This is a genomic window from Desulfosporomusa polytropa (assembly GCF_055380075.1).
Genome location: NZ_AP042400.1, coordinates 4,620,622 through 4,645,825 on the forward strand (window position 1 = coordinate 4,620,622; position 25,204 = coordinate 4,645,825).

At 38.6% G+C, this 25,204-nt stretch carries 21 protein-coding genes; 14 read left to right on the forward strand and 7 right to left on the reverse strand.

Annotated features, from left to right (window positions below; all coding sequences use genetic code 11):
- Positions 1–278: 278 nt before the first annotated feature.
- The 3 genes from ACZ449_RS23265 to ACZ449_RS23275 form a co-directional block, all read right to left on the reverse strand.
- Positions 279–962, reverse strand: a complete 684-nt coding sequence (locus ACZ449_RS23265) for a response regulator transcription factor (protein ID WP_464258422.1) — start codon at positions 960–962, stop codon at positions 279–281.
- Complete coding sequence (locus tag ACZ449_RS23270; RefSeq protein ID WP_464258423.1) at positions 959–2,143, reverse strand: sensor histidine kinase; 1,185 nt, start codon at positions 2,141–2,143, stop codon at positions 959–961. Before ACZ449_RS23270 ends, ACZ449_RS23265 begins: the two co-directional genes overlap by 4 nt.
- Positions 2,144–2,531: 388 nt before the next feature.
- A complete protein-coding gene (locus ACZ449_RS23275; RefSeq protein ID WP_464258424.1) occupies positions 2,532–3,194 on the reverse strand; it encodes a hypothetical protein in 663 nt (220 codons plus the stop codon).
- 310 nt (positions 3,195–3,504) lie between these two features.
- On the opposite strand from ACZ449_RS23275, the gene ACZ449_RS23280 reads away from it, so the two are divergent.
- Both ACZ449_RS23280 and ACZ449_RS23285 read left to right on the forward strand, forming a co-directional pair.
- Positions 3,505–3,810, forward strand: coding sequence for a hypothetical protein (locus tag ACZ449_RS23280; RefSeq protein ID WP_464258425.1), 306 nt, complete (start codon positions 3,505–3,507; stop codon positions 3,808–3,810).
- Positions 3,811–4,076: 266 nt separating this feature from the next.
- Positions 4,077–5,342, forward strand: a complete 1,266-nt coding sequence (locus ACZ449_RS23285; protein WP_464258426.1) for an IS4 family transposase — start codon at positions 4,077–4,079, stop codon at positions 5,340–5,342.
- A gap of 150 nt (positions 5,343–5,492) precedes the next feature.
- Here ACZ449_RS23285 and ACZ449_RS23290 read toward each other — a convergent pair whose 3' ends face one another.
- Positions 5,493–6,956 (reverse strand): IS1182 family transposase, encoded by a 1,464-nt coding sequence (locus ACZ449_RS23290; RefSeq protein ID WP_464258427.1) that lies wholly within the window; start codon positions 6,954–6,956, stop codon positions 5,493–5,495.
- Positions 6,957–7,243: 287 nt separating this feature from the next.
- Here ACZ449_RS23290 and splB point away from each other — a divergent pair, with 287 nt between their 5' ends.
- Positions 7,244–8,266, forward strand: coding sequence for a spore photoproduct lyase (splB, locus tag ACZ449_RS23295; protein WP_464258428.1), 1,023 nt, complete (start codon positions 7,244–7,246; stop codon positions 8,264–8,266).
- A gap of 33 nt (positions 8,267–8,299) precedes the next feature.
- Here splB and ACZ449_RS23300 read toward each other — a convergent pair whose 3' ends face one another.
- Positions 8,300–9,211 (reverse strand): serine hydrolase domain-containing protein, encoded by a 912-nt coding sequence (locus ACZ449_RS23300; protein ID WP_464258429.1) that lies wholly within the window; start codon positions 9,209–9,211, stop codon positions 8,300–8,302.
- Positions 9,208–11,559 carry an excinuclease ABC subunit UvrA gene (locus ACZ449_RS23305; RefSeq protein ID WP_464258430.1) on the reverse strand — a complete coding sequence of 784 codons (2,352 nt, stop codon included), beginning with the start codon at positions 11,557–11,559 and terminating at the stop codon, positions 9,208–9,210. Before ACZ449_RS23305 ends, ACZ449_RS23300 begins: the two co-directional genes overlap by 4 nt.
- A 425-nt stretch (positions 11,560–11,984) precedes the next feature.
- Between ACZ449_RS23305 and rocF the strand changes: the two genes are divergently transcribed.
- Complete coding sequence (rocF, locus tag ACZ449_RS23310; protein WP_464258431.1) at positions 11,985–12,881, forward strand: arginase; 897 nt, start codon at positions 11,985–11,987, stop codon at positions 12,879–12,881.
- A gap of 65 nt (positions 12,882–12,946) precedes the next feature.
- On the opposite strand, the gene ACZ449_RS23315 is transcribed toward rocF, so the two are convergent.
- Positions 12,947–14,653, reverse strand: coding sequence for a sigma-54-dependent Fis family transcriptional regulator (locus ACZ449_RS23315; RefSeq protein WP_464258432.1), 1,707 nt, complete (start codon positions 14,651–14,653; stop codon positions 12,947–12,949).
- 243 nt (positions 14,654–14,896) lie between these two features.
- Between ACZ449_RS23315 and ACZ449_RS23320 the strand changes: the two genes are divergently transcribed.
- From ACZ449_RS23320 to ACZ449_RS23365, 10 genes are all read left to right on the forward strand, one after another.
- Positions 14,897–16,063 (forward strand): iron-containing alcohol dehydrogenase, encoded by a 1,167-nt coding sequence (locus ACZ449_RS23320; RefSeq protein WP_464258433.1) that lies wholly within the window; start codon positions 14,897–14,899, stop codon positions 16,061–16,063.
- Between the two features lie 198 nt (positions 16,064–16,261).
- The gene (locus ACZ449_RS23325; protein WP_464258434.1) at positions 16,262–17,113 is read left to right on the forward strand and encodes a transporter substrate-binding domain-containing protein; all 852 of its coding nucleotides are present in this window, start codon (positions 16,262–16,264) and stop codon (positions 17,111–17,113) included.
- Between the two features lie 64 nt (positions 17,114–17,177).
- Entirely contained in the window at positions 17,178–17,972 is a 795-nt protein-coding gene (locus ACZ449_RS23330) for an amino acid ABC transporter permease (RefSeq protein ID WP_464258435.1), read from the forward strand.
- A 40-nt stretch (positions 17,973–18,012) separates the two neighbouring features.
- Entirely contained in the window at positions 18,013–18,747 is a 735-nt protein-coding gene (locus ACZ449_RS23335) for an amino acid ABC transporter ATP-binding protein (protein WP_464261929.1), read from the forward strand.
- Between the two features lie 291 nt (positions 18,748–19,038).
- Positions 19,039–19,638: a TetR/AcrR family transcriptional regulator gene (locus ACZ449_RS23340; RefSeq protein WP_464258436.1), complete on the forward strand. Its 600-nt coding sequence runs from the start codon at positions 19,039–19,041 to the stop codon at positions 19,636–19,638.
- Between the two features lie 24 nt (positions 19,639–19,662).
- On the forward strand, positions 19,663–20,025 hold the full coding sequence (locus tag ACZ449_RS23345; protein WP_464258437.1) for a response regulator: 363 nt from the start codon (positions 19,663–19,665) through the stop codon (positions 20,023–20,025).
- 15 nt (positions 20,026–20,040) lie between these two features.
- Complete coding sequence (locus ACZ449_RS23350; RefSeq protein ID WP_464258438.1) at positions 20,041–22,083, forward strand: chemotaxis protein CheW; 2,043 nt, start codon at positions 20,041–20,043, stop codon at positions 22,081–22,083.
- A 16-nt stretch (positions 22,084–22,099) separates the two neighbouring features.
- Positions 22,100–22,591, forward strand: a complete 492-nt coding sequence (locus ACZ449_RS23355; protein WP_464258439.1) for a chemotaxis protein CheW — start codon at positions 22,100–22,102, stop codon at positions 22,589–22,591.
- A 20-nt stretch (positions 22,592–22,611) separates the two neighbouring features.
- Positions 22,612–24,327, forward strand: coding sequence for a methyl-accepting chemotaxis protein (locus ACZ449_RS23360; protein ID WP_464258440.1), 1,716 nt, complete (start codon positions 22,612–22,614; stop codon positions 24,325–24,327).
- Between the two features lie 57 nt (positions 24,328–24,384).
- Positions 24,385–25,203 carry a CheR family methyltransferase gene (locus ACZ449_RS23365; protein ID WP_464258441.1) on the forward strand — a complete coding sequence of 273 codons (819 nt, stop codon included), beginning with the start codon at positions 24,385–24,387 and terminating at the stop codon, positions 25,201–25,203.
- Position 25,204: the final 1 nt, after the last annotated feature.

The window sequence follows — 25,204 nt, forward strand, 5'->3', positions numbered from 1 at the left end:
GAGGCGGGAGTCTTGACTCAGCGATTAAGATAAATTTAAATAGTCTTAATTTCAACTTCGGTGTCATGTATCAAAATTATATACCGTTAATTTTCAAACACAATAAATTAAGCATAAGCTTGCCATTCTGGCAAACTTATGCTTAAAGTCACAATACCTGTTATTGACAAGTTTCATGTGGTCAAGAAAACAACTACTTTCGCGGTGGCAGCAACGGCTTATTCCGAATAGCCTTATTTTTATAAGATGGTAAAAATCTTTACGAAATAACAGAATAGTTAGGAATTAAAGCGATAGCCGGTTCCCCAGAGGGTTTCAATAAATTCTGGGTTGGATGGATCTTTCTCAATTTTTTTTCGTATTTTTTGGATATGCACAGCAACTGTTGCGGTGTCGCCACAAAACTCGTCGCCCCATATGGTATCAAAAATGTGTGATTTGCTAAAAACAATGTTTGGATTGGTAGCCAAGAATAATAAAAGATCGTATTCCTTCGTTGTCATTTGTACGCTTATGCCATTTACTGTGACTTTATGGGAAGCTGTGCTGATTTCCAACCCTTTGTGCTCTATTGTCTCAGAGATAGTATGGCCTTTGAGACGTTCATAGCGTCTGATGTGCGACTTAATCCTAGCGATCAATTCAGCAGGACTAAAGGGTTTGGTTAAATAATCATCTGCGCCAAAATCCAATCCTCTGATTTTATCAATATCCTCATTTCGAGCTGATACAACGATAATGGGGATTTCTAGGTTTTTTCGAACCTCTCTAATAATTTCAAAGCCATCTTTATGTGGTAACATCAAATCTACAACAATAACATCATACATCCCAGTGATTGCTTTTTTTAGTCCGGTGAATCCATCTTGAACGATTTCGGCGTGATAGCCATTTAATTGGAGATAGTCACGTTCTAACTCAGCGATATCGATGTCGTCTTCAATAATTAAAATTCGTTTCATAGCGTAACCTCATCCCCATGCTCTTTTGAAATTGGGAGCATTATTGTAAAACAAGTGCCTTCATTTTCTATACTTGAAACAGAAATCTTTCCGTTGTGAGCCTCTATTAGTTCTCGTGCTATCGCCAGTCCCAATCCTGTGCATACATAGTCTTTCTTTCGTTCCATATCGATACGATAAAAGCGATCAAAGATATAGGGAAGTTTATCCGCAGGGATTCCGGGCCCATTGTCTTTAATGTCAAGACAGATAAAATTTTGCTGTAGAGTTAAGTTGATTGTGATGGATAAATCATTTTCCGGTCCATGTTTGATGGCATTACTTATAATATTGTTAAAAGCCTGATGAAATCTTTTGCCATCTAGATATACGCAATAGTCAGTTTCAAGTTCTGAGATATAGCGGAACTTGATATTTTTTTCTTCAAGGTCAAACCTATATTCTTCCATGAAATCATTCATAAAAGCGCAAATTTGTACAGGCTCATAAGAGAAATCTAATTTTTGCATATCAAGTTTGGAAAAAAGAAAAAGATCATCTATGAGTTTATTGATATAAACAGTATTGTGATGAATAATACTTAGGTACTTGTCTTTGTCCCTCTCACTTTTGATACTGCCATCCAGTAAGGCCTCAATATAGCCTTGAATGGCTGTTATTGGTGTTTTTAAATCATGTGAAATATTAGCAATAAGCGTTTTTCTATTTTCCTCATACTCGATTTGCAGTTTTTCGCTTTCTGCTAATTTTTGCGCCATCTCGTTAAAAGAAAAAATCAGCAAACCGAGATCATTGGGGATATCGCATTCTACTTTTACATTATAGTTACCCTTGGCAATTTCATCTACGCCTGACTTAAGTTTATCAATGGGCGTGAATATCCTCTTCTCTAAGCGCAGGATAAAAATAAACTGGAAAACTTCTTTAACACTAATGAGAATTGCGAAAAAAATACCAATTCCTTTGAATCCTACCCAACTAAATAATAGGTATAAAATCAAGATATTAAATAATACAATGGCTGGACGAAAATAGCGAAAATAACGATGATATCGCCGGAATTCTCGGTGATGATGTCTATGGATCATTCGGAATTTTTCAATAAATTGATCTTCACATTGTTTGTCTGAGTTAGAATTGCTATAAGGTCGTTTACACTTGAAGATATAAATCACCTGCACTTTTTCTCTTATAACTATATTATATTGCAAATAACTAAAGGGGGGCAAAACATTATTTCAGTTTGCACCCCGTAGTAATAATAATCTTTTATGGTTTTTGCGGAAGGTTAACACTTTAGTATTAAGCCATTCCGCATGAGTCTTTCAGAGTGAATTAATTTTAAATAAGGATTTTACTATATTGTCCTTCATACTGTCACCCAACTTAGTTATCAGATAGTTTACAGTAGGAACGGCTGCGAGATTCGTGCTTTTGGTTTTGAAGCTTCAAGTGCCTTTTGGATAGCCATGGATACAGCTTCTGGACCGGGATTATTATTTCGCGAGTTAGTATTAAACTGTTCGTAGTTCTGATATAGCTCACGATAGAACGAATGTGGATTGGATATTAATTCTTTTGAATTTTACATGAGAGAAGTTGTAATTCAGTCACTATATTTAGTACATGCTCTGCATTATTTTGTGTTCCGTCAAAGGCAATCACGATTTTCTCCAACTCGTAGTCCTTATTAACGGACATAGCCAATGACAAATTACCTTTTTCGATGGAGCAGAATTCTTTTATAAAGCAATGTTGATCGTGATTGTGACAGGAATCAGCATGACTCAGTTTCTCTTGGATTAGAGCTTTGATATCTTCGGGTATTTCGGACATATCTAATGTAATAAGAGTAGTTTTATCTTCCTGTTCATTAAATTGGATGTTATTTAAGAGATTTAATACAAAGGCCAGCTTTGTTAATTTTTCTTTTATACCCCCGCACTTGCGACCAGTATGATGCATATGTCTTAGTCTATGGTGTATGCCCTGACCGGGGCAATGGTTAGTGAATTTGGTAGTACTTTGGTGTTTGATTTGCTTTCCTTCATAGTCTAAGTCGGTAGTGATAGTTGCCTTAGTTTCATATGTTAGCAGATTTTTTTCAAATTCATTTTTCACATAAAAAATCTTTACTTGATCTTTTTGCACTTCAGCTGTTGCTACACCATTAAAAATATCTTTCCCTTTCATTGTTTTGACCACATCATACAAAAATTTAATTTTATTCATTGTACTAATAACCTCCTTGATTTGTTATGAGATTATTATAAAAAAGGAATTTAAACTGGCTTTAAAGCATTTATAAAATTTTTATAAAAAGACATAAAAGGTTTATTAAAATATTGAGAGTTGGTATGCGGGACTTTGGGACGTAATGGTAAAAGTATGTATTTTTCCTCTTTATTGATAGTTGGGGCTGACTTTAATTAGCTTGTCTATGTCTTCTGCCGTCCCGTGACTCTTGCACAAACAGAAAAATTAAGTTATCCATTGCTTAGTGTCATCATATAGTTTATAAAATGTATCAGGTGGGTAGCTTATGGAAGAATCAATTCTCTTTTCTCTTGACTCTGAGCAGCAGGTATTGCTCGCAGCTTTACTAGCGATAATAGTAGCTGATAAGCTTAACGAAGACCAATTAAATATTTTGGGGAACTTTGTAGAATCATTGGGGCAAAACATCCTGCTAATACAAGCGGTAGTATCGTCTAATCCTCCATCAACAAAATCGGACAGTTCCTCAAATACACAAGTTCAAAACCTGCAAAAAAGCATTAATGTGTTACATCAGGATTTAGAAACCATGAAGGCAAAGATTGCTGCTTTAGAAGGAAAACAACAATAGCTATTATAACAACAAAATAAGATTGTTTCTGATTTAGAAAAAGCCGGAATTTCGCGTTTTGAACTGTAACCTAACTTAAGACAATGAAAAAAGGAGCACGGGGACGTCAGACCAATGTCATAAAGCTTAACTGTAACAAATAGGTAATTGATTGAAAACCAGAAAAATTTTGAGAAATCGTAAAAACACTTGACTTTTTAGAAGTATCCCAATAATCGAGGTGAATACCCCTTTTAGGGTATATCCTCTCATTGTTGGGTGATATAATGATGTTAAAAAAATTTATGACTTCTCTTGAAATAGCCAAAGAGCAAATTAATGATTCTCTTTTTATGCTCACCAACCGTACCAAAAGCACATATTTTACAAAAAATACTGCTAAAATGAATTTTAAGGATGCAATATATTTCATTTTAAAAGGATTAAGAAAAACGCTACAAATTGAAATAGATGATTGGTTTGAATTTTTAGGCGGGGAAAATACTATGACAAAACAAGCCTTTTCGCAACTGAGACAAAAAATTAAACCAGATGCGTTTATACAGCTGAATGAAAAATATATAAATTGGTTTTACAGCGATGGTGACTTTAATAAGTATAAGGGTTATCGATTGCTTTCGATTGACGGCAGCATTACTGAAATTCCAAATACAGTTAATAACAGAGAACATTTCGGATATTATCATAACCAAAGCGATAGGCAGCAAGCAAGGGCGATGGTATGTGTAATATATGATATAGAAAATGATATCATACTTGAATCTGATATCCGCACATGGAAAGCTGCCGAAAGAGATGTAGCAAAATATCTTATTGAAAGACTTGAACTTAAAGGCTTTCAAAATGACCTGTTTTTATTTGATCGGGGTTATCCATCAAAAGATATGTTTGATTTTTTAGAAAGCAAACAATTGAAATACTTGATGAGAGTAAAGGTTAATAAATTTCATCCGGAATTTGACAGAGCAAATAATCCGGATCAACTTATTACGCTTACTCATAAAAATAAGACTTTAACAGTGAGAATAATTAACGTCATTTTGCCAACTGGCGAAGTAGAAAAGCTAGTTACCAATATTATGAATGTGGATCTAACTACTGATGATTTCAAAGTTCTCTATTTTAAACGCTGGGGAATTGAAGTTAAATACAGTCAGCTAAAAAGCAGATATGAACTTGAAAACTTTTCAGGAGTTAATCCGATTGCTATCATGCAGGATTTTTATGCAACAATATATTTATCAAACATTATGACCATGGCAAAAGCGGAAGCAAATGAAACCGCAAAATTAAATAAAGAAGGTTTGAAATACGAATATAAAGTGAACATGAATATATTAATATCAAAGATGACGAGAACACTAATAGAGTGTTTCCATGAGGACGACCCTAAAAAACGAATAATTTTATTTGATAAAGCAATGAGTAATATAACCAAGAATCTTGTCCCCGTACGACCGAACAGGAGCTTTCCTCGAAGAGAACCTTCAAGAAAAAATAAATATCCGATTAACAAAAAACGTTCCGTGTAAAATTATGTAAGTTAAGCTTTATGACATTGGACGTCAGACCGTGTGAAAACGCCCTTAATATTTCACTGTAAAAATGATTTTTTACTAGACAAAAACCCGCACCGTCACTAATTGATACTGGAATATAAAAAAAATGAGAATCAGCCTTGTTTATCCCAGGGCTAGTTCTCGTTTTTCCCGCAGTCTTTTTAAAATTTCTTTCGGTCCTAATAGATTTATGGCTCGCCTAAAGTTATAGGCCAAAAAGGACAAAGCAATCTCCCCGCTGACCGACAGCTTTCGCTTGGTCAGAAAGTAGTACGCTCCCCATCCTCGTTTTATTGTGCCAAAGACGTGCTCTATAATCATTTGCCTAAGCTGATATTTTTCCTTGTTAATTTCAGTCTGCAGATCGATAGTGTCTAAAAAATCCTGATCGACATGACGGCAGATACTACGTCCTTTTTGGCTCTTAGTGCAGCGCTCTTTATATTGGCAGGAACTACAGGCATCATAATTTCTATACTCGTATCCATAAATCCCTCTAGCTTTGCTACTTCGGTTCTTAGCGAAATATAGCTCTTTGCCTGCTGGGCATATGTATACTTTCTTTTCGGAATCATAGCGAAATCTATCAGTATAAAAGTCTCTATTTCCAGTTCCATTTGAATAGACTTGCTTGGTTACATAGGGCGTGATATGTTTTGCTACACATTTTTTCAGATCTTCTGCTTTATAATAGCCCTTATCGGCTAGAACTTCTAGGGTCTTAGCTCCAAATACGGTTTTAGCGCGAAGCGCCATGTTGTCCAATTCACCAAGATCGTTTGGATTAGTAGTTACTTTAAAATCAGCAATCAACTTATTCTTAGCATCTACCGTCGTTTGTATATTATAGCTTACATCCACGTTATTATTGTTATTGCACATCAATCTGGCATCAGGATCGTTAGTGGAGATTTCGTTATCCCCGGTTTTATGTAGTTGTTCTTGGTAGTGCTCATATTTTTGCTTACGATTACGGAGTTCTTGTATTCGCTTTTGGACTTCATCGGCACTAAGTTTTCTATCAGCGGCTTCGGCTTGATCGCCAACTTCTAGATCCTTAAGATATGTATCGATTTTTTCGTCGATATATTGGATGTGTCGCTCTAGTTTTTTTGCGCTATAATTATTTCGCTTGCTATTGCAAGCACGAATCTTTGTACCGTCTATGGCTACCATTTCCTTGCCGAACAAATCCCATTCATCGCACAAACGGACAAATTGCCTAAATACAGCCTTTAGTGCTTTTTTATTATCTCTACGGAAATCAGCAATTGTTTTAAAATCAGGTTTAAGTTTCTTTAAAAGCCAAATTACTTCTATATTGCGACGCGCCTCGTGTTCAAGTCTACGGGACGAGCGGATTCGATTAAGATATCCATACAGATAAAGTTTAAGCAGATCTTTGGGGTTATAGGGTGGACGTCCATTGTTCGAGCAGACTGCTTTCTGAAATTTTAGCTCCTTCATATCCAACTGTTCAACATATTCATCGATGATACGAACAGGATTCTCTTCATGAATGTACTCGTCGAAGCTTTCAGGAAACAGATAGGTTTGATTCCGTTCTTCACCCTTTATATAGCCCATACATCCACCTTCTTGCACTTTATTCTATATCTATATTTTATCATATTTGGTCATTTATGTAATCAATAATATCTACTTTTCACACAGTCTGACGGTTCCATTGCTCCTTTTATTTCAATGCGCATAGTAAAAACCACGGACTTCCAGTCCGTACCGCTTCCAGGACAGACTCGGCGGAACTGTCTCTCTGAGTCGCCCGGGACTCCTGGGGCGAAAACGTACCTTCGCGCTACTAGAAAATGTTAGGATGACGCATACTAGGCTCAAATATTATAGGAGTGAAGTATATGCGCTTTGTACCTAAACGAGCTTTTTTTGAGCCTCAGGCGTTAGAATTTCCGCTTGGCAAAAAGATCTATGATAAATTGCTGGATTTATCAGTGCCTATTGAGTTAACAGGGTCTCATAACCGTGTTACCGGCATCCCGGGGAAAAACCAACAGCAGACTTTTAGTGAAGCCAAACGTACTCTTGTTGTAGGCGTGCGCCGAAGTACTAAATTTTCAGCATGCAAGCCATCGGCCCATTACCAGCTTCCATTAAATACTAGTTGTCCCGGTATGTGTGAGTACTGTTATTTGGCCACAACGCTAGGCAAAAAGCCATACTTGCGTGTATATGTCAACAATGAGCAAATATTAGAACAGGCCGATGAATATATAGCTGAACGCGAGCCGGATGTCACCATTTTTGAAGGAGCGGCCACTTCTGACCCTATTCCTACAGAATACCTGACAGGAGTATTGCGGCAAGCAATTGAATTTTTTGCCGAGCGAACATTGGGACGGTTTCGGTTTGTCACGAAGTTTACGGATGTTGACTCTCTTTTGGCTGTTAGGCATAATGGCCGGACACGGTTTCGTTTTAGCCTCAACGCCCCAACTGTGATACGAAAATATGAGCATTTAACACCAACGGCGGCGGAACGGGTGGCAGCAGCGGTCAAAGTGGCTGATGCCGGTTACCCGCTGGGGTTTATCATTGCTCCTATTCTTCAATTCGAGGGGTGGGAGGAAGAATATGACTGGTTGTTCCAATCCCTAAATGACCAGTTGCCCCAGACAGCCCGTAGGGATATTACCTTTGAATTTATCAGTCATCGTTTTACTAAGCGGGCAAAAAGTCAGATACTAGATTTGTTTCCGCAAACAACGCTCCCCCTGGATGAGGAAGCGCGACGATTTAAATATGGGCAATTCGGTTATGGCAAATACCTTTATCAAGATAAGACAATAGCAACATTAAAGAAATATATGTTTGCACAGGCAAAGGAGTACTTTCCAGAGGCTAAAGTGGATTACTTTGTGTAATGGAAAACTGCCCTGTTTGCCCTACTGATTTATTCATATCATCTGAACAATATTATCAAAAACATCACTATAACTTTTGCTTTGTGCGGTCGGAGTTGCTTGAATAACATACACTATATTTTTTCTCGGCAGAATAGTTATCGCTTGCCCTCCATATCCCCGGCAAGCGTAACCTCCATCAAATAACCACCATAAAAATCCATACTCTTTGGCATTTTGTGATGGCAAAACTGCTGCTTTGACATATCTCTCATCGACAATATCTTTTCCATTATCCAGAAATAAAAAACCGATTTTGGCAAGGTCGCAAGCTGACAAATCAGACTGCGCCTCATGATTCGGATTTTTACTTATGGTATAATCAACACCATTTGAAAATTTAGCCCATGCGCCACTTGTTATTCCAAGAGGTTCATATAGATTTTCTTTACAAAACACATATGCACCTTTTTCTGCTACTTTACCAATAATCGCTGATAATAATATAACATCCCATTCTTTATATACAAACTTTGTTCCGGGTACATTAGCCATAGCTGTGTCAGCAAGCTGTCCTATGCAGTTTTCTGCTCTCCAGAGCTGTTCAAGCATTGGGCAATGATAATGAATGCCACCAGTCCAATACATTCCCGACGTCATGGTAAGCAAATGCCGAATTGTAATCAGTTTATGATATGGGTGATTATTTTCTGCAAACTCATCAAGATAATTTGCAATTGGCTCATCAAGGTGCTTAATATATCTCTTATCCAAACAGATGCCTATACAAATGGACAAAATGCTTTTCCAAATAGATTTAATGTTATTACGGCTATTTTCATCAAATCCATTGTAATATCTCGCTAAAATAAGTTCGGAATCCTTATAAAGCAAAACGCTGTTTATCAGCCGGTATCGTTTTTGTTTGATATATTTATCTGTAAGTTTTGTTAGTTCCTCATTCACTTCAAATACCGTCCTATAATAGAATTTCTATCAGCTTTTAATTTAGCAGGAGTTCCTGTCGCAATTATATTTCCGCCGTCACTACCTCCACCAACTCCCATTTCAATTATATAATCGCAGTTTGACAGCACGTACGGGTCGTGTTCTGTAACAATGACAGTATTGCCTTTATCCACAAGCTCTTGCATTAGTTTCATAAGCCGTAAACTGTCGTGAAAAGAAAGCCCTGTGGTAGGCTCGTCCAATATATAAACGATATCTTTGGCATTTTGCCCCTTTGACAGTTCTTTCGCAAGCTTAATCCGTTGGCTTTCGCCGCCGGATATGGTAGGTGTTTTCTGTCCAAGAGTAATATAGCCCATTCCGACACGTAAAAGTGTAGCAAGCATGTTTTCAATGGGCTTATCTTTACCTTTGAAGAATTCCGCCGCCTCATCAACAGTTAAGGCCAAAATGTCTCTGATGTTTTTACCATCAAGAATTACTTCCAGTGCTTCAGGAATAAATCCTGTACCTCCGCATGATTCACACTCCAAATCTATAAAATTACCAAAACCTACATGATAGTGTACCTCGCCGTCACCCTTGCATACTTTACAGCCACCTTGGGAGTTTACGGTAAACAATCCTGCCGGTAAGCCGCTTTTTTGAGCAAATAAAGCGCGAATGCGGTCAAACATACCTGTATAGGTGGCAGGGCAAGAGGTACGGCTTCTACCGATTGGCTTTTGGTCTATAACAAGGCACTTTTTTATATGTTCCGTTCCGCTGATTGCCACATTATCGGTCTCATATGCGGTTTCATCATCCTCATCATCAATCACGCATTTTGTATTCAAAATATCTTTTAATTTTGGTACGAGCGTATCGGAAACAAGGCTTGATTTGCCGCTGCCTGACACCCCTGCAACGCCGACCATTAAGCCCAATGGAATAGTAACAGTTATATTCTGTAAATTATGTAAGCAGGCATTTTCTATCTTTAAAATTTTTTTTGTATTAATTGTTTTATACGTTTTTTTTACCGGAAAAATGCTTTCATTTTTCAAATAGAGAGCGGTATTTGAATGTTCGCAATATAAAAATTCGTTAAATGAACCTTGAAAAATCTTTTCACCGCCATATATTCCCGCGTTTGGCCCTAAGTCAATAATATAATCGGCACAGCGCATGAAGTTTTCATCATGCTCAACAGTTATTACCGTATTTCCGCGTTCAACAAGATTTTTAAGGATTTTAATTAGCTTTGCTTTTTCTACTTCATGCAGCCCTATTGTCGGTTCATCAAATATGAAAATAATGCTGTCCATTTCTGCGATAATGTATGAAGCTAAGAATAATCTTTGAATCTCGCCGCCGGAAAGTGTAGGGACAGGGCGTGAAAGCACAAGATGATGTAAGCCAACATCAACCATGCAGTGTAGCTTTAATAGTATCTCACCAAGTAATGGCGTTTGCTTCAAAGTGGCTTTTTCCAAAAAAATATATAGGTCTTTAATATACATTTTTTCAAGTTGAGCAATGGTTTTACCCATAATAACCGTGTGCGAAGCTTGTTCGCCAAGCCCTGTTCCTCCGCATTTAGGGCAAGAGCATTTATTCATATATCCGGCGTTGGTTAAGAGATATTCTAGACGGCCTGATGTAGCTAAAGCGCCATTTGTAATATGTGTTATCCACGGTATAAATCCCATAAAGGATGACTTACCATTATCGCCATATTTCAAAAAAAATAATTGTTCATCTGTCAGTGTGGATAGTTTTTGTGTTGGCAAAAGGTTATGGTATTTATAAAAGCTATCAAGCATTTTTCTAGTGCTTCCTCGCTTACCTAAACCAAGAGAAACATCTTCTATTTTTTGTGACGAATCAGCAAACAACTTTTCTTCATCAAGCCGTTTAATAATCCCGCTGCCTAAACATTTTACGCACATACCTTTAGGAGAATTTTTCTGAAACATCTCCATTGAAAGAGGCTGACCATCATCATATTTGTTGTCGCGTTCACCATACGTTGCGAAGAGCATTGCGAGCATATTACTTATTTTTGTTCTTGTTCCAACTGTGCTACGTGGGTTTGATTGACGGATAATACGTTGCTCTACTGCAACGGTTGGAGAAAGTCCCGATATACTATCAAATGTCGGGGTGCTATCTACCATAAATTGTGTGCCTGAAAACATTAAATAGCGCCTTTTACCTTCTTCATAAAGCGTGTCAAAGGCAAGGCTTGACTTACCGCTTCCTGATACGCCGGTAATAACTGTTAGTTTATTTTTTGGAATTGTAACATCAATACCTTTTAAGTTATGAACCCGCGCATTCTTTATCGTAATATACTCATTCATGGATTTTCCCCTCATATCCCTCGAAAAAATAACTACTTGTTTTCTGTGGCACGGTTGCGGCATAGAAAGTAAAAGTATTCCATTAATATTTTACCATTGTCACGCTACAAAAACTACAGAGTGTCAGGGGGCGGTTATTGAATATGCTCATTTTGCTTTGCTTAAATGAGTTAAGCAACGAAGCTTGAGAGTCAGGTTTTACTTGTTTAAATGTATTTTCGCCGTTAGGTATGATATGGGGAACCGTATCATTAGTAACTGCGAAAAAACAATAGAACTCCTGTCAAATCATTTTGGATTTGGCAGGAGTTTTGTATCTAATGTGAAAACTACTTATTATTGATAGGGCAATAGTTAAAGTTGCATTATTCAAGGTTTAGGGACAGGAAGTACCTAAATTATTGGTAAGTAAAAGAGGTACATATATGAAGAAAATCACAGTTATTGGAGCACCGATGTGGCTTGGTCAATCCAAAAATGGTACACAGTTAGGACCTGATGCAATTCGTGAGGCTGGTCTTATGAAGCATTTACAGTCACAAAGTATTGATATAGTTGATAGTGGGAATTTGGATATGGAATTTACAGAACCATGTTACTGCACTGCTGATATCAACTGTACTATCAGGAATTTAGAAGCCGTTCGAGATAGTGTTGAACTTTTGGCCTTAAAAGCTTCGGAAGTTGTTATTAGTGGAAGATTTCCTCTTATTCTAGGTGGTGATCACAGTATTGCCATAGGAACGTTAGCCGGTATTGCCAAGCATTATCATAATTTAGGTGTTATATGGTATGATGCCCATGCGGATAGTAATACTGGGGAAACTTCACCTAGCGGGAATATCCAAGGGATGCCGTTAGCCGCAAGCATCGGGGTAGGACACTCAGATTTAATTGAGGTTGGTGGATATAAAAATAAGGTTCAGGCAGAGCATATTGTACTAATTGGAGTGCGTGATATGGATCCGGGAGAACAAGAATTTATCTATAGAAAACAAATAAAAATATTTACTTCAGAAGATGTATATAGGATAGGTATAGGCAATGTTATTGATGAGACTGTTTCATATTTGGCTTCAAAATGCGATGGTATTCATCTGAGTTATGATTTGGATGTGGTTGATCCCAAGGATAGTTGTGGAGTAGGGACACCTGTAGATTGTGGAATATATCTTGAACAAAATATTGAAGCAATGAAATTACTTGCGAAATATAATGTAATTACCTCAGCTGAATTTGTAGAAGCAAACCCCTTGTTAGATAAAAATGGGAAGACAGTAGATGCTACTATTGCGTTAATACGAGCTTTACTTGCAAATTGAGTAAAAGCCTACAGGTGCCAATGCTGCTATTAGTAAGAATCCAGGCAGAGGAATGAGCCCTTGGTTTACGGAAATACGACATCTAATTTGTCCATTTTGCGATACAGTGTAGTGCGGCCTATACCTAGCTTTCGGGCTGCAGCAGCGATATTACCGTTAACATCTTTTAATGCCTGAATAATCAGTTTCCTTTCGAGCTGGGCAGATTGCTGCGATATTTGATCTTCAAGACTGGTGCTTGAGCATTGAAAATTAGTTGTGTATTCAATAGGTAGGTCTGCAATGGTTAATGTGGATGTGCCTGTCGATAAAGCTATCATATTCTCGATACAGTTTTCTAACTGACGTACATTACCTGGCCATTGATTATTAACTAAATGGTGAAATAACTCTGGACTGATATCCATACGCGGGAAGCCAAATTTTTTGCAGAGTTTTTCAGCAAAATAGGGTGCCAGATCCCAAATATCCTCAATTCGTTCTCTTAGTGGAGGAATTTCTATAGAAATAACTTTCAGACGATAATATAAATCTAAGCGAAATTTGCCTTGGGTTACCATCTGACGCAGGTCTTGATTCGTTGCAGCAATAACACGGGCATCCATTACTCGACGCTTATTATCACCAATCCGATAAACCTCTTTTTGTTGCAGGACTCGTAGCAGCGAAGCCTGAACAGGAAATGGCATATCACCAATTTCATCTAAGAATATCGTTCCTGAACTTGCTAGCTCAAATTTCCCCGGTTGTCCACTCCGCTTTGCTCCTGTAAATGCGCCGCCAGTGTAACCAAAGAGTTCACTTTCTACGAGGTTAGGGGGAATTGCTGCACAATTTAATGTTACAAACGGCTTTTCCTTTCGTGCACTGGAGTTATGGATAATTCTAGCGATAATTTCCTTGCCAGTACCACTTTCACCTTGGATGAGAACGGTTGAGTCTGTCCGCGTTGCGCGCATAGCGATATCAAGGACAGAATGAGTTTTTGGACTGCGGCCACGCCATTGAGTTTCACATTCTACTGTGTGATTAAACGAAATCGGTATAAAGAAGTTTTGTTGTTCTGTCTGTATTGAATCACCTTTATAAACAGATACTAAGCTATTGGTAAAGGTTTTACCTAAAGCATCTATATCTCTCTTGGAAAGATTAAATCTTGCTTTCATTTCAGCGATTGCGAGGCTTTGTTCAATCATAGCTGCTCCCAGGGTGGCTATCTCCATTACATGGTTATGCGTAGCACCGGCCTCGCCAGAAATATTAAGTACTCCAATTAAGTTTCCGTCACTGGAATTAATAGGAGAAGCCCAACAATCTAAAAAGCTAACAGGCAGCGAATAGTGTGTCCAACCAGGAATAGCTAAAGGCGTTTGTTCGATAAGTACGGTACCTATCCCATTTGTACCCTTTAAATTTTCCCGCCAGTTAACACCGGGAGTTAAGAAAATTTTTTCAGTTTTGTTAACAAATGAGGGATTGCCAAGGGTTTCCAGTATATATCCATCATTGTTGCTGAGCATGATTTGATATTTACCTGTACGTAATAAACTAAATATATGTTGCAGGATTGGTTTTGCGGTACGAATCAGTTGTTCAGAGCTATCTAATAATTCGTTCAGGCTGTTCGATTGCAAAATATCATCTTGAAAGAGCTGTTCATGATTAACATTTAGTCCCCGGCATCTTTTCCATGATTGGAAGATGGGCGGCGGGACTTTATTTATTACCCTGGTATCATTTCCGTGAATAAAACTTTTTAATAGGCTAGCCATATTCCACCTCCAGCAGCTATACACTATAGTGTTTCATATATAAAACACACGTCCACGGACACTGTTATTACACTGATACATATTTTCCACATATTTCATGATTAACCTTTTTTAAAATACGGATTTAGTTGATGAATTGGGTCTTTTACATTGTAATATTTGTTAATCTGATTTTGGCATGATGCTTGCAATACAATAAGTAATAAGTTAAGAAATGGGCTTTGCCCTAAGGAGGATTTATTTATGGCTATTGGTGAGCAAGTCTATGGGTATTTTATTCCTACTGTGAGCCTGATGGGAGTGGGAGCACACAAACAAGTTCCTGCACAAGTGAAAACTCTTGGTGGTACGAGTGTATTCCTTGTTACTGATGCTTACCTAGGTCGCCCAGGTGGGATGGCCGACGATATTAAGGCAATGCTGGAAGCGGAGGGTATCAAGGTTACCCTTTTTGCGGGAGCAGAACCAAACCCAACCGACAAAAACGTTCATGATGGTTTAAAATGTTACCAGGAAAGCGGCTCTGATACCATTTTAACCTTGGGTGGCGGTAGTGCTCACGATTGTGGTAAGGGAATTGGCTTGTTGGCTACCAATGGCGGAGACATTCGTGACTATGAAGGTCTTGATAAGTCTAAGAAACCAATGCCGCCGTTTATAGCCGTAAACACCACAGCCGGGACTGCTTCTGAGATGACTCGATTTGCTGTTATTACCAATACTTCTAACCATGTAAAAATGGCTATTGCTGACTGGCACACTACTCCTAATGTTGCAATTAATGATCCTTTATTGATGGTTGGTATGCCACCGGCTCTCACTGCTGCGACCGGTATGGATGCATTAACTCATGCCGTTGAAGCATATGTTTCCATTGCCGCTACACCGGTAACTGATTCAGCGGCTCTGATGGCCATCAAACTGGTCGCCACTAATTTGCGAAATGCAGTTGCCAATGGTCAAAATATGGAGGCACGTGACAAAATGGCGTATGCTGAATACTTAGCTGGAATGGCATTTAACAATGCCGGTTTGGGATATGTCCATGCTATGGCTCATCAATTAGGCGGCTTATACAACCTACCGCACGGTGTATGCAATGCTATTTTACTCCCTCATGTTGAAATATTTAATATTATTGCCTGCCCAGAACGTTTTGTTGATGTTGCCATAGCAATGGGCGAAAATATACAAGGTCTATCTGTTCGTGATGCTGCTGATAAAGCGATAACAGCTATTCAGAAATTATCCACTGATATTGGTATTCCTTCCGGCCTCGCTCAGTTAAAGGCTAACGAAAAGGATTTCGAGGTTATGGCTGGAAATGCATTAAAGGATATTTGCAGCCTATTTAACCCACGTACTGCTACTCTTAATGATATAATTGGTATCTATAAGGCCGCGATGTAAGCTGTAATTGGTTGAATAATGTAACTTAAAATATACCCTATAGGTTAGACTGCTAGATAAGTCTAACCTATAGGGTATTTCTCTGGAAACAAAGGACAAGAATATCGTTTCAACAAGTATATATACAGCTTGACATTTATTCCTATGTATTGCTACAATTACCTTAATATTGATAGGGTGAGGGAAGGTTGAGTGAGGATGAAAAGTTACAAAACGATGCTAAGAATTGTACTCTGCTTAGCAATATTTGCATTTGGCGCGATGATGACAGGGTGCTCTGGCGACCAAAAAGCAGCAGACAAAAAGGTGTTTAGGGTTGGAATGGAATGTGGATATGCTCCTTTTAACTGGACCCAGACTACTGCTGATAACGGAGCGGTGAAAATTAAAGACAGTCAAGAATATGCTATGGGCTATGATGTAATGATAGCTAAAAAAATTGCTGAATCTATGGGCTATGAACTGGAAATCCATAAGATTGAGTGGGATGGTTTAGCTCCCGCAGTAAATGCCGGTAAGATTGACGCAGCTATCGCCGGAATGAGTATTACCAGTAAGCGTAAAGAAACAGTCGATTTTTCTTCTGTGTATTATAACGCGGATATTGTTGCTCTTACGAAGAAAGGCAGTTCTTTTGCTGCTGCTAAGAATATAAATGATCTCAAAGGCGCTGTTGCTACATCACAACTTAATACTGTTTGGTATGATTTGCTAAAACAAATTCCTGATGCGAAGATTCAACCTGCTATTGATAATGTACCTGGTATGATTGTTGCACTAACTTCTGGTAAGGTAGAAGTTCTGGCTACTGATAAGCCAACGGCAATGGCGGCTGTCTTCTCCAATCCTGAATTAGTGATGTTGGATTTCAAGGGTGGACAAGGCTTTAAGGTCGAGAGAGAAGAAATTGAAATGGGTATTGCGGTTGCTAAAGGGAAAAGTAATGAGTTATTAACGAAAATTAATAAAGCATTGACTGCAATGACTGAAGATGATCGCAACAAATTGATGGAAGAAGCCATAAAGAAACAACCGTTAGCAAAACAATAAGTAGTATTAATGGGATGGCATTTAGCCATCCCTGAAATTTATTTCGATCAAGGTGGAAAGAAATATGACAAGTGCTATGCCGGTAACTTTTTTTGGGTGGGTTTATTTTCTTCTGCAGCAATATGGTGTGCTTTTTGTAAAAGGGGCCTTAGTTACACTGCTATTGGCTGTCGGTGGTACCATAATTGGCTGTGTAATTGGTTTATTCGTAGGTATTTTACAAACTATCCCGATTAATCCTAAAGATGGGCTTGTTAAACGAGGATTCTATCGATGTATCAGAGCCATCTTAGCAGCATATGTTGAGTTGTTTCGCGGTACACCCATGATTGTACAGGCGATGGTTGTATACTATGGCTCGATGCAAGTTTACAATATCGATATGTCACCGCTGTTAGCAGGCTTTATTGTCGTTTCCGTAAACACTGGTGCCTATATGGCTGAGACTGTCCGCGGCGGTATTATTTCTATTGATGTCGGCCAAAAAGAGGCTGCCAAAGCGATTGGCATGAATCATTTTCAGATTATGTCCTGTGTTATTTTACCACAAGCTTTACGTAATATTATGCCACAAATTGGTAATAATCTGATTATTAATATCAAAGATACCTCGGTACTCAATGTTATTTCTGTAACTGAGTTATATTTCTTATCTAAATCAGCCGCCGGTGCCTATTATCGATATTTTGAAGTTTTCTTTATTACTTGTGCGATTTATTTTATTATGACCTTTGCGGTTTCACGCTTTCTATTATGGATAGAAAAGAGAATGGACGGACCTGACAACTATTCATTAGTTACGCATGATCTGTTAGCTGATCCATGTGGGCCGTTTACTCCAAAGAAAGGCGAGAAGTAGAAGTATGGATAATAAAGTGTTCGCAATAGAACCACAGCAGATATTGAAAATTAAGAATTTGGTTAAATATTTTGGTAAGCGTGAAATTCTCAAAGATATCAGCTTTGATGTTTTTCAGGGAGATGTCATTTGTATTATTGGTGCGTCAGGCTCTGGCAAATCCACGATGCTTCGCTGCATCAACATGCTGGAAATACCGACCTCAGGCGAAATTATTCACGATGAACAAAACGTAGTGGAAGAACAGGATAAGCTAACACTATATCGGACAAAGGTTGGTATGGTGTTTCAACAGTTTAATCTGTTTAATAATATGTCTGTGCTTGAGAACTGCATGGTAGGATTAGTAAAGGTGTTAAAACAAGACAAGGTAAAAGCTAAGCAAACGGCACTCCACTTTTTGGAGAAAGTTGGCATGGCGCAATATATCAATGCTAAGCCGCATCAGTTATCAGGTGGACAAAAGCAAAGAGTAGCGATTGCTCGTGCACTTGCTATTCAGCCCCAAGTCTTGCTAATGGATGAACCAACTTCGGCACTGGATACGCAAATGGTTGGTGAAGTTTTAGCCGTTATGCGTGAACTGGCTAAGGAAGGCTTAACCATGCTGATCGTCACTCATGAAATTGCCTTTGCCCGCGAAGTTGCTTCCCGAATTATTTATGTCGAAGATGGTATCATTGTCGAAGATAATACACCAGATGTCATTTTTAATCATCCCCAAGATGCGCGGACGAAAGCATTTCTTTCACGTGTTACGACTGGACTTGCCTAATAAGATTAAGAAACTCCATATACAGACTGAACTACACCCCTAAACTTAGACACTATGAAAATAGTGTCTAAGTTTAGGGGTGTAGTTTATGTAAACATAGAAGTGAATTAAAGTTAGAAATCGTAGAATAGCTACACAAGGCAAGATTTCATTGGAAGAAGGCTACTCTGCTCCTAGTCGCAAGTGAAAATTTATAATAAATATATTTAGTATATATTGACAGAATTTATCATTATGTGTAAAATTTATCTAGGAGGGCGAGTGCTCACTCGCAATCGTCTGGAGGCTTATATGGCTATATCATTACTTCATCGTAAGGAAAGTGTCGTCTTGACGGCTATTGAAATTATCGATGATTTGGGAATTCATGGTTTGTCTACCAAAGAGTTAGCGAAAAGACAGGGAATATCAGAAGGAACCTTATTTAAACATTTTAAAAGCAAAAATGAGATTATACTTGCCGTGTTAGATCATTTTTCAAAATTTGATCTTGCTATTTTTGAGTCTACCTTGGCGCGTAGAGCCGAGAATAAAAGAGCTATTGATATGATTCACTTTTGGGTAGACGCCTATGCTACTTACTATGAGAATTATCCGGCGATCACCGCGGTAGCTCAACTATATGATGTATTTAACTATGATACAGTCCTTAGTGGCAAGGTAAAGGATATTTATAGCAAACGTTTAGATTACCTCAAACAGATTATCGAGGAAATTCAACAAGCTGGAGAAATTAAGGGAACCATTGACAGTAATATTCTTGCTGACATTATTTTCGGTAGCTTTAGAACAATTTGTTTAACTTGGCGTATGGAGGGGCGTAATTTCTCTTTAAAAAACAAGTTGCTGTCGGCATTTGATGTCATTATGGAATTATTTAGGATAAAATAATATATTTAGTGGGGTGTGGTTTATATGAAACGAGTTTTAATTGTGGATGATGCAAGCTTTATTCGTCTCGCCTTGAAAATTATGCTGGAGAAACATGGTTTTGAGGTAGTAGGAGAAGCTGAAAACGGAGCTATTGGTGTGAAAAAGTACGAACAACTACAGCCTGACCTAATTACAATGGATATTACAATGCCTGAAATGACTGGAATTGAGGCACTTAAAGCCATAAAGCAAATGAATCCGAAAGCTAAGGTAGTTATGGTGTCAGCAATGGGGCAAGAGTCGTTTGTTAAAGAGGCAATCATTAATGGGGCAAGTCATTTTCTAATAAAGCCTCTAGTTGAAGACAACGTCATTAGCACTCTAACTAAAGTAGCCAACATGTAGAGAAGTGGTGAAAAGATGACAGATGGTTATACATATGAGCCTATGCTAGAAATGTATATCTTTGAGACAAGTCAGTTGATCGAACAACTAGAAACGGTCATCCTTGCAAGTGAAACTTCAGGCTGCTTTGACTCAACTGCTATTGGTGAGATATTTCGAGTTATGCATACGATTAAAGGCTCTTCTGCAATGATGCTAGTCGATCAAGTGTGCAATGTAGCTCATGCAGTCGAAGATGTGTTTTTTTTCATACGTGAAAATGGAATAACTACCTTAGATTATATTGATTTAACAGACATTATGCTGGAAAGCGTAGATTTTATTAAAGCGGAAATGGAAAAATTGAAGGCCGGACAATCGCCAGATGGTCATGCTGAGGATCTTCAGTATAAGATTAAAGAGTTTTTGGCGAAGCTTGAGAGGGAAAATCCCTCAGTAAAAACTGTGGAAAAACCAGATAAGAAACTACAGCAATATTTTATTAGGCCAAGTAGAGCGAGCACGGCAGAAAAGCAATATTACCAAGCGATCATCTACTTTGACGAAGGCTGCGAAATGGAGAACATTCGAGCGTTTACATTGGTGAATAATTTATGCGAGATTGTATATGACATTAGCTACAGCCCTCAGGATATATTTGATAACGACGATACGGCTGAAGTCATTCGTCAAAATGGCTTTACGGTCTCGTTTTCCTCAGAAAAGACATATGAGCAAGTACAGGAAGTTTTGTTAGACAACACGATGTTCCTAAAAGAACTGGAATTAACAAAGCTTGATAATGATATTAGTGAAGAATTTATTGACTTAGGAGTAGCTGACAGTGGTCCTAAGATACCTACTATTCCAACAAAATGCGAGGATAAAGTAGAAGAACTACAGGCACAAACAAATCATCAGAACATTATTAATGTTAATGTTGCTAAATTGGATCGACTGATGGATTTGGTGGGAGAACTGGTGATTTCAGAGTCAATGGTGACGCAAAACCCAGATCTCAATGGTTTGGAAATTGATAACTTCAAAAAAGCAGCGCGCCAACTACGGAAAATTACGAGCGAGCTTCAAGATACTGTCATGTCGATTCGCATGGTACCATTATCAACAACCTTTCATAAGATGCATCGAATCGTGAGAGACATGCGCAAAAAACTGGCTAAAGACGTCGAATTAGAGATCATCGGGGAAACAACGGAAGTAGATAAAAACATAATAGAAAACATCTCTGATCCTGTTATGCATCTGTTAAGAAATGCGATTGATCATGGAATTGAGCAAGCAGAGGAAAGAGTCGCAGCAGGAAAATCAGCACAAGCAACAGTTACGTTGGAAGCGGTTAGTGTAGGCAGTGAAGTTCTTATTATCATCCGCGATGACGGTCGCGGCCTCAATAAAGAAAAGATACTTAAACGGGCCAAAGAGAGGAACCTGCTTGTAAGGCCGGAAAGCGAGTTGACTGACAAAGAGATTTATTCATTTATCTTTTACCCTGGGTTTTCAACCAAGGATAGTGTTACAGAGTTTTCCGGCAGGGGAGTGGGAATGGATGTTGTTACAAAAAACATCAACTCAATTGGCGGAAACGTGCTGATCGATAGTGAATTAGGCAAGGGTACTTCAATCACTCTAAAAATCCCATTAACCTTGGCGATTGTTGATGGTATGACAATTGGGGTAGGACAAGCCCGTTACACTATACCAATTACATCGATCCGAGAGTCATTGCGGCCTCATGAGAAGGAAATTATTTGTGACCCTGAGGGAAATGAGATGATGATGGTACGAGGGCAGTGTTATCCAATAGTGAGGTTACACGAAATTTATAAAGTCAAAGCAGATGTTGAAAACATAGCTGATGGAATTATTGTTATTGTTGAAACCGAACAGAAAACACTATGCATATTTGCTGATAGACTAATTGGTGAACATCAGGTAGTTGTAAAGACGCTGCCTTTATACATTAAGAGGATTCGGCCAATTCCAGGTATTGTTGGCTGTACGCTGCTAGGTGACGGCAGCATCAGTCTCATTTTAGATGCCTGCGGAATTGCGGTTTAATGAGAGGAGCAGGACAATGACGGATATAGCTGGCCAAGCAAATGGTGAAATGGATGAAGATACCCAAAAGGGTAAATTTCTTACATTCTCTCTAGGTAATGAATATTACGGATTAGAAATTTCCTATGTCACAGAAATTATCGGAATTCAACCGATTACGGAGATTCCTGAACTACCTGACTATGTTAAAGGGATTGTGAATCTGCGCGGCAAAATTGTGCCGGTAATGGATGTCCGGCTGCGTTTCAAGAAGGCGTTTCGAGAATACAATGACCGGACCTGCATAATTGTGATCGATATTAAAGATATTTCTATCGGACTTATTGTTGATAGTGTGTCTGAAGTATTGACTATTCCTGACAGCAACATCGTTCCTCCACCTGATATGAAAGCTGCTCAAAATAAGTATATTAAGGGAATCGGTAAGGTGGAGAGTGAGATTAAATTGTTGCTTGACTGCGAAAAAATGTTAACTGACGATGAAGCGACTAATTTTAATAATCTATAAGAAGAGGGGGAAATGACAGCATGAAGTGGTTCAATGATCTAAAGATCGGCAAAAAACTCATCATCTCATTTATTGCAGTTGCCTTTCTGGCTGGAGTCGTCGGTGTTGTTGGGATTGTTAATATAAAGAAGGTCGACGACAACTTTGCGGATTTATTTATTAATTACGGTGTTGCCTCTGGTAATATTGGGGAATTGGGTATCGCTTACCATGATAATCGCAGCGCAATACGGGACATCCTCCTCGAAAGAGGAAAAGACCGAAGTAAATATATAAACAAAATTAAGGAGAATGATCAGACGATTGCAAAGTCAATGCAGAAGGTGGATAAGACCCTCCAAACAGAAGAGGGGCGGAGAATTTTTGCCGGGATGCAAGACAATCTGACCAAGTACAATGTTGCCAGAGAGCGAGTTATTGCCATGGCTTTGGCTAAGCAAGAAGATCAGGCGTATATATTGTTTTGGGCAGAAGCAGCCGCTCCTGCGGGCGAAGTTGCTAAGGCAATTGATCAACTATTTCAATTAAAAGAAAGCGGTGGTGAAAAACTCTCAGCCGAATATTCGGCAATGACGAATACAACGATTATCGTTATGATACTCGTAATTCTAGTTGCCATGATTGTTGCAGTCGGTTTGGGAATGTTTATTGCTCGTAGCATTAGTCGTCCAATCGGGCAATTGGTCGAAGGGGCTAATCATATTGCTAACGGTGATTTAAACGTTACTGTTGAGGCAACGACAAAAGATGAAATCGGTACTTTAGCCTCAACGTTTGGCACTATGGTCGATCAAATCAATGAGGTTATGGTTAACATTTCGTCCGCAGCTGACCAAGTGGCTGCTGGGTCAAAACAGGTTTCAGACTCAAGCATGAGCTTATCGCAGGGAGCAACCGAACAAGCGAGTTCGATCGAACAACTGACGGCATCGATTGAGGAAATTTCTGTTCAGACCAAGCAGAATGCTCAAAGTGCCAACCAAGCCAACGAACTGGCGGAGAATGCAAAAACAAATGCGGCGCAGGGTAACTCACAAATGCAAGAGATGCAAAAAGCCATGATCGAGATTAATCAATCGTCCAGTAATATTTCTAAAATCATTAAAGTGATTGATGAGATTGCTTTTCAAACAAATATTCTTGCACTCAATGCAGCTGTTGAAGCGGCACGTGCAGGGCAGCATGGCAAGGGCTTTGCCGTAGTGGCGGAAGAAGTACGTAATCTCGCGGCTCGATCTGCTAATGCGGCCAAGGAAACAACGGCAATGATCGAGAGCTCTATTAAAAAGGTAGAGGATGGCACTAAAATTGCTAATGAGACGGCACAGGCGTTAAATAAAATTGTTGGTGGGGTTACAGAGGTTGCTGCTTTAGTCAATAACATTGCTGTAGCATCAAACGAGCAAGCGGCTGGTATTGCTCAAATTAATCAGGGGATTTCCCAGGTGTCACAAGTGGTACAAAGTAATTCGGCAACTTCTGAAGAAAGTGCGGCCGCAAGCGAAGAACTCTCTAGTCAAGCCGAAATGCTGAAAGATAATGTGAGTCGGTTTAAGCTTAAAAAGGAAAGCTATTCTCATAAACGATATGGCGAACTCAATCCAGACGTGCTTAAGGTGTTAGAAAACATGGCTGAAAAGAAACGTAGGCAAAGGCCTATTGAGGATACTGGTTCAGAAGCTGTGGCAAAACAAATTAAAATTGCATTAAGTGACCAGGAGTTCGGAAAATATTAAACTAAATAGAGGAGAGCTTTTGTAAGCTCTCCTCTATTTAAAATAGGGTGATAATTTATGCTGGCGATAACCGATAAAGAGTTCGCGCAGTTGACCAGTTATATTAAGTTAAACTACGGGATTTACCTGCCACCACACAAAAAAACGCTAGTAGTCGGGCGCCTACAGAACTTGCTCCTGAGAGATAAACTTAGCTCTTTCAGTGAGTATTATGACCAGATGGTTAATGATAAAACAGGTAAGGCTGCCAACTTGCTCATAAGTCTAATTACGACAAATCATACTTTTTTCATGCGTGAGCCTGATCATTTTACCTATTTTAAAGAGAAAGTGTTGCCCTATCTATCACGCGTTGTTCAAGATAGGGATTTACGGATATGGAGTGCAGGCTGTTCATCAGGAGAAGAGCCATATACAATAGCCATGTTTCTTACTGATTATTTTGGAGTTAATAAGAAACTATGGGATACCAAAGTGTTAGCCACAGATATATCTCCCAAAGTTCTAGAAACTGCTCAAGCAGGCGTTTATAGCAAGGAAACTTTACTGTCTCTCCCTAAGTATTGGCAAACTAATTATTTTGAAACAATTGATGGCGAAAATAGTAGGGTAGTCTCCAGTATCAGGCAGGAAATTATTTTTCGCAAGTTTAATCTCATTAATCCCGTTTTTCCCTTTAAGAAAAAATTTCATGTGATATTTTGTCGAAATGTTATGATCTATTTTGATGCACAAACCAAGAATGCACTTATTGATGCTTTCTATGCTTCATTGGCAAACGGTGGGTATCTTTTTATTGGACATTCGGAGTCTGTTAATCGCGATATCTCAAAGTTCAAATATGTTATGCCTGCAGTATATCGAAAGGAATTATAAG